Source organism: Collimonas sp. OK242 (assembly GCF_900107095.1).
Lineage (GTDB): Bacteria > Pseudomonadota > Gammaproteobacteria > Burkholderiales > Burkholderiaceae_D > Collimonas.
In genome coordinates this window covers 106119-113052 of the sequence record NZ_FNOR01000008.1, presented here as the reverse complement: position 1 = coordinate 113052, position 6934 = coordinate 106119, and the positions used below count along the sequence as shown (strand labels likewise).

Sequence of the window (6934 nt, the reverse complement as noted above, 5' to 3'; positions counted from 1 at the left end):
GCTAAGAAGCCAGTTGCTAAGAAAGCTGTAGCGGCTAAAAAACCGGTAGCTAAGAAAGCAGCAGCAAAACCGGCAGCAGCTAAGAAGCCAGTTGCCAAGAAAGCTGTAGCGGCCAAAAAGCCGGTAGCTAAGAAAGCAGCAGCTAAACCAGCAGCTAAGAAGCCAGTAGCTAAGAAAGCAGCAGCTAAACCTGCAGCGAAAAAACCGGTAGCCAAAGCAGCAGCTAAACCTGCGGCTAAGAAACCGGTAGCGAAAGCAGCAGCTAAACCAGCGGCAAAAAAGCCGGCAGTCAAGAAAGTCGCGGCTAAGCCAGCAGCAAAAAAGCCGGTAGCTAAGGCAGCAGCTAAACCTGCCGCTAAACCTGCAGCAGCTAAGCCAGCTGTTAAAAAGGCCGCAGCGAAACCTGCAGCCAAGAAACCAGTGGCAAAACCTGCAGCTGAGCCCGCAGTAAAGACTGTGCTCAACCCGGCAGCAGCTTGGCCGTTCCCAACTGGCACACGTCCGTAATTAGCGTTTGTCAGCTTACCTGATTGAATTCAGGTATCACCCGCTGTACAGCCTGGCGCTGTCCAGCGGGTTTTTATTTGCGGATACGCGATCTGAGTGGAGCGTGAGCAGGTTCGTCAACTTGCGCAGCCAAGTCGCAATAGCTGCTACGATAGCCAGCTGGTAAACTCGTTCTTTTCCTGAATCCGTGGCATTCGCCCACGTCTCCGAATTACATCTTGCGCCCGAATTCGGGTAAGTTATCAGTATATTGGCGTGATGAACCGTCATGCGTTGATGTGCGCAAGCCTGAGTCATTGCTTCATCTGGAAAGGAAAACACGTCGTGCTGCAGAATATTTTCACCTTGATTATCGAAACTATCGCCAGCGTCCTGGGCGGGGTACTGTTGCTGCGATTCTGGATCCAGGCGGTGCGGGTGCGGCCTCCGCAACAGCTGGCCCAGTTCATTTTTACCTTGTCTGACTGGGCTGTGCGTCCGATGCGGCGCTTGTTGCCCGGGCTTGGCGGCTATGACTGGGCCAGCCTGATAGGCGCGCTCCTGGTGGCCGTGATCTGCATCTTGCTGGAGCTTGGCGTCAGGTCGGCATTGAATGCCACATTGATTTTCAGCCTGTCGGCGTTGCTGTTTTTCCAGTGGGTATTTTATGGGCTGATTGCGCTATTGATTATTGAAGCGATCTTCAGCTGGGTGAATCCGCACGCACCCCTGGCGCCCTTCGTACGGGCGCTGAATGAGCCGCTGTTACGGCCTTTGCGCAGGATTATCCCGCTGATTGGCAATATCGATCTGTCGCCGCTGGCAGCGTTGATACTGCTGAGAGTAGTGCACCAACTGGTGATTTATCTGATCATGTCACTGACGTGAGCCGCCAATGAGCCACAAGACGGGTGCAGCGTCCGGGCCGGGCCCCAGATTGCATGCATGGTGCGCCGATATTGCCGGCGGCGTCAGGCTGGCGCTGCAGGTAACGCCCAATGCCAAGAAAAGCCAGATCATCGGCCCCTTGGAGGACGTACTCAAAGTGCGTTTGCAAGCGCAACCCATCGAGGGTAAGGCAAATGAAGCGTTGATACGCTATCTGGCTGAACTACTGGATGTGCCGCGCAGCAGGATTGTGATCACCCACGGCCATACCAATAAGCGGAAAATCGTCGAGGCGCATGGCGCGTCATTGACGGCAGATGCTGTCACCCGCAGTTTGCTGGCTTTGGTCCCGTAAGCGAGGCACAAAGAAAAACGGCTCCCGACGATAGGTCGGAAGCCGCGAGTCTGGATCTGGTGTCGACGTCAGTTAAGCATCCATCTGGCTTTGCAGATAGTTCTGCAGCCCGACTTTGTCGATCAGGTCGAGCTGGGTTTCCAGCCAGTCGATATGTTCTTCGGTATCTTCGAGGATTTCCACGAAGAGTTCGCGCGATACATAATCACCGGCTTTTTCGCAGGCAGCGATGCCTTCCTTGACGGTCTTTTGCGCACCTTGCTCCAGCTTCAGGTCGCACTGCAGCATCTCCGGCGTCGATTCACCGATCATCAGCTTGTGCAATGCCTGCAGGTTTGGCAGGCCGTTCAGCATCAGGATGCGGTCGATCAGTTTGTCAGCGTGCTTCATTTCGCCGATCGATTCTTCGTATTCCTTCTTGCCGAGCTTTTCCAGGCCCCAGTGCTTGTACATGCGGGCATGCAGGAAATACTGATTAATCGCCGTCAGCTCATTGGTTAGCTGCGCGTTGAGCAGCGTGATGATGTGTTTTTCGCCTTGCATGGGAACCTCGCTATATTAGGGATGCGGAGCAAGCAGCGATGAAATCGGGGGATTGCTAGACTTCATGCTGGCTTCTCACGTGATCGGCATGCCGTTTAAGCGGCAATCAACCGAAATCGCAGCCATGATAGCGCATGCCATATGCTTTTTCATCATCAGATAGCGCGAATCATTTTCATTGTGATTTGTGCATCAAGGGGCAGCCCGGACCTGCTTACTTGGCGTCGGGATCGGTAACGAAGCCGATTTTCCCGAGTCCTACTGATTGCGCCGCGGCCATTACCTGGGCCACTTTTTCATATTGCACGGTGCGCGCTGCGCGCAAATGCAGTTCAGGCTGCGGCTGCTTTTGAGCCGCAACGGCAATCCGCCGATCCAGTTCGTTACGATCGATTGCTTCTTCATTCCAGAACAGCTTGCCGTCGGCATCGATAGACAGATTGATGTTTTCCGGCTTGCTCTGGTCTGGCTGGTTGGCGGCACGCGGTAAATCGATCTTCACCGCGTGATTCATCACCGGGATGGTCATGATGAAGATGATCAGCAGCACCAGCATCACGTCGACCAGCGGCGTGGTGTTGATCTCCGGATTGAAATCGTCGTCCGAATCGGACAAGGAACCCATGCCCATCATGCACCTTTCACAGCGACCAGTCTGGCGCCGTTGTTCGAACCGTTTGGATGGTCTGATTCGGTATTACTTGAGCGGGAACCGGTAACAAATAGCGCATGCAGGTCAAAGCCGAATTTATTCAGCTTGGCGATGATGGTCTTATTGCCGCGCACCAGCGCGTTATAGCCGAAGGTAGCCGGGATCGCCACGGCCAGGCCGAGCGCGGTCATGATCAGCGCTTCGCCGACGGGTCCGGCGACCTTGTCGATACTGGCCTGGCCGGAAGTGCCGATCGATACCAGCGCATGATAAATGCCCCAGACCGTGCCGAACAAGCCGACAAAAGGCGCGGTGGAGCCGACTGACGCCAGTACCGCCATGCCAGCCTGCAATTTGCCCGAGACTTCGTCAATCGCCTGGCGCAATGACAGGGTGACCCAGTCGCTAACCGACAGCTGGTCGTGCAAATGTCCTTTGTGGGCGGCGTGATGGCGCATCGAGGAGACGCCGGCCTGAGCCACTTCGGCAAACGGGTTTTCCGTACCCAGCGTGGCAATTCCTTCCGGCAAGCTGGTGGTATCCCAGAAGCGATGGCCTGCTGCATGGGCGGCACGTTGGAAGCGCAGGATTTGCAAAGCCTTGGTCAGGATCACATACCAGGATGCGATCGACATCGCCACCAGCAGTACGGCGACGCTTTTGATGACGAAGTCGCCCTGGCCCCAGAGCGCTTCCAATCCGTACGGACTTACTTCCATGATGATTCCCCTTGTGGCTGTAGATGGGCTGCGGCTGCTTTGGCGAAACGCCAAGAGCGCCATTGATTAATTGAATAACTGGAAATTGATAGGTACGATGGCAAAGACCGGCATCGGTTTGCCGTCTTCCATGTATGGCTTGAATAAAGCCCGCATTACCGCCTGTCTGGCGGCGTCATCCAGGCGGCTTGAGCCAGAAGATTTTTGCACCTCGGCGCGCTCGGCGCGGCCCTTTTCGTTGATCAGAACGCGGATTATCGACTTGCCTTCTTCTCCCATGCGTTTCGAGACGGCGGGATATTTCACGTCAGGCGGCTGGATGTATTCGACCCCGGAATTGATGGTGCGCGGCTGAGCGGGTGCGGCAGGTGCGGCGGGCGCCGCTGCTGCTGCCGGCTCCTCACGCTGCGGCGGCTGCGGAGCCGGTGCCGGCACCGAAATGGCGGCTTCCGATGGCGTGTCGTTGACGACTGGCGCAGGGCGCGGGGGGGCGATGTTCTTCCTTACTACAGCGACGCTCTTTGGTGCGGCCGGCTGTGGTTGCGGCGGTGTTGGCTCAGGCGCCTTTTCCGGCGTGATGAAGCTGGCGAAGATTTCTTTCGGCATGGCTTGTGCGGCCTGACGGATCAGACCGCTTTTCAAGGCCCAGAAAAAAGCCAAGTGCAGCAGCAGAATGGCCCCTAATGGCCCTATGCGTTTGACTTGTCTCCATGCAAGCGCAGGATAACTGATTGCTGCTGACGACATGGTTGCGCTTATCCCACCAGGGCCTGTGGACCTCATTACGCAGCTTGTATGTTTTGCTGAAACACCATGGCTTGAACATGTCGCAAGGCAGCAGGCGCATGGTTGTCGAGGCACTCGCGCAATACGCTTTTTGCGCAGGAATGGCATTTCCCGCAGCAGGTACCGATACCCAGGTTCTCGCGCAATTCAGACATGGAAGACATGCCCTCGTCGACTGCCTGTCGAATTTTTCGATCCGATACGTTATTGCAAACACAAACAATCATTTTGCACCTTGCTGCCATAGTTAGAAGGCAGATTAAAAAGATAGAAATCAGCCGGCAAAGATGTTCTTGCGGCGCTTATTAACACTTATTCGATACTGCTCGATGCTGCTTCAGCACACCCTGTTGGCGGCCACAAATCTGCTGAACAGATTGGTTTTCCCCGGCTGCGGCATGGCGTTCTCTACTACTGTTCCCCACTGCTCCGACAACTGCAGGCAGGTTGCGCGCAATACCGGCGCCAGATTCGGCAAATCTGCCAGCGCCTTCAAATGGCGCTCAATCACCGACGCCAGCTTGACGCAAGCGCTGGCTTCCTGGCTATGCGCGGTGTAATGCGACATCAGGTGCAACACTGCCGAAACCAGCAGCTCCGGCTGCGCCGGCGCGCCGTTTGGCTCTATCAAAGCCGGGTTGATTTTTTCCGATACCATCAAGCACTCCTATATCAGTATCTTGCTGGCTGGCGGCTACTGCGGGCGGGCTGGGGCTGGCTACGGTTAACTAAATGCGGCCAAATAAAAATTACAGTGCTTAAGCGGTCAGGATCAATTTGTTCAGTTGCGTCAGCCGCAGCTTATAAATCCGGCCGCCGTGATCAATTTCCAGTTCGCGCATTTGCTTGAACAGATCCTGGCTCTTGATACGCGTGACTGCTGATGCAACTGACTGCGTGATGCTGGACACAGGCGTTTTTTCAATTTGTGCTTCGCGTCGTATCGTCTGGCTCATGATAGTCCTTTATGTAAATGCGAACAATTCGTATTTGTATTATTAGCTACCTGGACGAGGAATGCAAGCGCTTTTAGCGCCGGGTGTCGGGTAATGAAGAAGTGATGCTGAATAGGCAATGTCTGGCGTCGCGCATGGTGTGATGCACGAAAGTCATATTGCTTTTAGGGGATAACAGATTTGGCTTCCCGGGGGACGGGGCGTCCGGCCAAACTGCTTGATGCAAAGCCAGCGCAAAGAATGCGCTGGTTTTGTTGGGAGAATGCTGAGAAAGGCTGTGCTGTTCGTTCGCCGTTTCGTGTTTCGTGCTACTCGGCTTTTGGCTTGGCCGCTTCACGGCGGTTGAAGCCGGCCACCATATCAAAGCGGAACAGGCGGCATTCCAGTGCGCCATTGAAGAAAGGCGTCTTGCGTGCTTCTTTCAGGCGCAGCAACTTCGGCAAGCCGAGATCGGCAGAAAACAGAAATACGCTCCAGCCGGCAAAACGCTGCTTCAGCGTGGTGCCGAACGCGCTGAAGAATGCGGTCAACAAGTCATCGCTGGTCAAGGTGCTGTCGCCGCGCACGCCGATCCGCTCGCCATACGGAGGATTGGTCAGCATGATGCCGTGCTCGACATCGCCCGGCGGTTTGACTTCCTGCGCCTCGATCTGTTTGATCGGCACTTCGAACAGGATGCCGGCGTTGCGCAGATTGTTCGCCGCAATTTGCACCATATCGCCAGAAATGTCGCTGCCGAAGATGGTCGGCGTGGCCGGCAACGGATTCGGCTTGAAGCTGCCTTTGATCGCCAGCCATTTTGCGCTTTCGAAATCGTTGAACTTTTCAAACGCGAAGTGGCGGCGCGCACCGGCAGGAATGCCGGCCAGGATCTGGGCCGCTTCGATCAAAATCGTGCCTGAGCCGCACATGGGGTCGAACAAGACCGTGCCCGGTTTCCAGCCGGAGGTACGCAGCAGGCCGGCGGCGAGATTTTCGCGCAACGGCGCATCGCCGGTTTCGGCGCGCCAGCCGCGCTTGAACAAGGCTTCGCCGGAAGTATCGAGGTACAGCGTGAAATTATGGGCATCGAGAAAGCCGACGATACGCATGTCCGGCGTGCCGGTGTCGACGGAAGGCCGCTCATCGCACAGGTCGCGGAAACGGTCGCAGATGCCATCCTTGATCTTGAGCGTGGTGAATTGCAGGCTGCGTAAAGGCGATTTCACGGCAGTGACGTCAACCCGGATCGTGTGGCTGACCGGGAACCAGCTCTCCCACTCCTGCTCCAGCGTCATGTCGTAAATATCGTTTTCATTCTTGTAGGCGCCATGCGTCAAGCGCAGCAGCACCCGGCTGGCAATGCGCGAGTGCAGGTTGATGCGCCAGGCATCGCTCAGCAAACCTGAGCAATGGACGCCGCCTGGCACCTGGGTGTGGACCTTGAGGGTGACGGCGGGTGCGCTGAACTGCGCTATTTCATTCAGTTCTTCAGCCAATGCCGCTTCCAGCCCGCGCGGGCAAGGACAAAAATACGAATGTGAATCTGTTGACAGGTGCGACATGGGGA

Annotated in this window: 11 protein-coding genes; 3 read left to right on the top strand and 8 right to left on the bottom strand. The window is 55.9% G+C overall.

Translation table 11 applies throughout. From position 1 onward, the window contains the following. The 3 genes from BLV81_RS10520 to BLV81_RS10510 all read left to right on the top strand — a co-directional run. Positions 1 to 507 (top strand): histone H1-like repetitive region-containing protein (locus BLV81_RS10520; protein ID WP_255365117.1); only part of this gene is annotated, 507 nt, incomplete at its 5' end. A 324-nt stretch (positions 508 to 831) separates the two neighbouring features. Next, a complete protein-coding gene (locus BLV81_RS10515; protein ID WP_092355395.1) occupies positions 832 to 1374 on the top strand; it encodes a YggT family protein in 543 nt (180 codons plus the stop codon). A gap of 7 nt (positions 1375 to 1381) precedes the next feature. Next, on the top strand, positions 1382 to 1729 hold the full coding sequence (locus tag BLV81_RS10510) for a DUF167 domain-containing protein (protein ID WP_092355392.1): 348 nt from the start codon (positions 1382 to 1384) through the stop codon (positions 1727 to 1729). 72 nt (positions 1730 to 1801) lie between these two features. Here the strand turns inward: BLV81_RS10510 and bfr are convergent, their stop codons facing one another. The 8 genes from bfr to BLV81_RS10470 form a co-directional block, all read right to left on the bottom strand. After that, complete coding sequence (gene bfr / locus BLV81_RS10505) at positions 1802 to 2272, bottom strand: bacterioferritin (protein WP_092355389.1); 471 nt, start codon at positions 2270 to 2272, stop codon at positions 1802 to 1804. A 214-nt stretch (positions 2273 to 2486) separates the two neighbouring features. Next, on the bottom strand, positions 2487 to 2903 hold the full coding sequence (locus BLV81_RS10500) for an ExbD/TolR family protein (protein ID WP_092355720.1): 417 nt from the start codon (positions 2901 to 2903) through the stop codon (positions 2487 to 2489). After that, a complete protein-coding gene (locus BLV81_RS10495; protein WP_092355386.1) occupies positions 2903 to 3643 on the bottom strand; it encodes a MotA/TolQ/ExbB proton channel family protein in 741 nt (246 codons plus the stop codon). Before BLV81_RS10495 ends, BLV81_RS10500 begins: the two co-directional genes overlap by 1 nt. A 66-nt stretch (positions 3644 to 3709) precedes the next feature. Continuing rightward, positions 3710 to 4390 carry an energy transducer TonB gene (locus tag BLV81_RS10490; protein WP_092355383.1) on the bottom strand — a complete coding sequence of 227 codons (681 nt, stop codon included), beginning with the start codon at positions 4388 to 4390 and terminating at the stop codon, positions 3710 to 3712. Between the two features lie 35 nt (positions 4391 to 4425). Then, the gene (locus BLV81_RS10485; RefSeq protein WP_092355381.1) at positions 4426 to 4656 is read right to left on the bottom strand and encodes a (2Fe-2S)-binding protein; all 231 of its coding nucleotides are present in this window, start codon (positions 4654 to 4656) and stop codon (positions 4426 to 4428) included. A 110-nt stretch (positions 4657 to 4766) separates the two neighbouring features. Beyond that, positions 4767 to 5087, bottom strand: a complete 321-nt coding sequence (locus BLV81_RS10480; RefSeq protein ID WP_092355379.1) for a hypothetical protein — start codon at positions 5085 to 5087, stop codon at positions 4767 to 4769. Positions 5088 to 5187: 100 nt separating this feature from the next. Beyond that, positions 5188 to 5385 carry a hemin uptake protein HemP gene (gene hemP / locus BLV81_RS10475; RefSeq protein WP_092355376.1) on the bottom strand — a complete coding sequence of 66 codons (198 nt, stop codon included), beginning with the start codon at positions 5383 to 5385 and terminating at the stop codon, positions 5188 to 5190. A gap of 308 nt (positions 5386 to 5693) precedes the next feature. Then, positions 5694 to 6929, bottom strand: coding sequence for a THUMP domain-containing class I SAM-dependent RNA methyltransferase (locus BLV81_RS10470; protein ID WP_092355374.1), 1236 nt, complete (start codon positions 6927 to 6929; stop codon positions 5694 to 5696). Positions 6930 to 6934: the final 5 nt, after the last annotated feature.

What these genes read in the sequence shown, in the direction of transcription:
- BLV81_RS10470 (WP_092355374.1), bottom strand. Translation starts at nt 6,929, where the DNA reads ATGTCGCACCTGTCAACAGATTCACATTCGTATTTTTGTCCTTGCCCG.
- bfr (WP_092355389.1), bottom strand. Translation starts at nt 2,272, where the DNA reads ATGCAAGGCGAAAAACACATCATCACGCTGCTCAACGCGCAGCTAACC.
- BLV81_RS10480 (WP_092355379.1), bottom strand. Translation starts at nt 5,087, where the DNA reads ATGGTATCGGAAAAAATCAACCCGGCTTTGATAGAGCCAAACGGCGCG.
- BLV81_RS10500 (WP_092355720.1), bottom strand. Translation starts at nt 2,903, where the DNA reads ATGGGCATGGGTTCCTTGTCCGATTCGGACGACGATTTCAATCCGGAG.
- BLV81_RS10510 (WP_092355392.1), top strand. Translation starts at nt 1,382, where the DNA reads ATGAGCCACAAGACGGGTGCAGCGTCCGGGCCGGGCCCCAGATTGCAT.
- BLV81_RS10490 (WP_092355383.1), bottom strand. Translation starts at nt 4,390, where the DNA reads ATGTCGTCAGCAGCAATCAGTTATCCTGCGCTTGCATGGAGACAAGTC.
- BLV81_RS10485 (WP_092355381.1), bottom strand. Translation starts at nt 4,656, where the DNA reads ATGATTGTTTGTGTTTGCAATAACGTATCGGATCGAAAAATTCGACAG.
- BLV81_RS10495 (WP_092355386.1), bottom strand. Translation starts at nt 3,643, where the DNA reads ATGGAAGTAAGTCCGTACGGATTGGAAGCGCTCTGGGGCCAGGGCGAC.
- hemP (WP_092355376.1), bottom strand. Translation starts at nt 5,385, where the DNA reads ATGAGCCAGACGATACGACGCGAAGCACAAATTGAAAAAACGCCTGTG.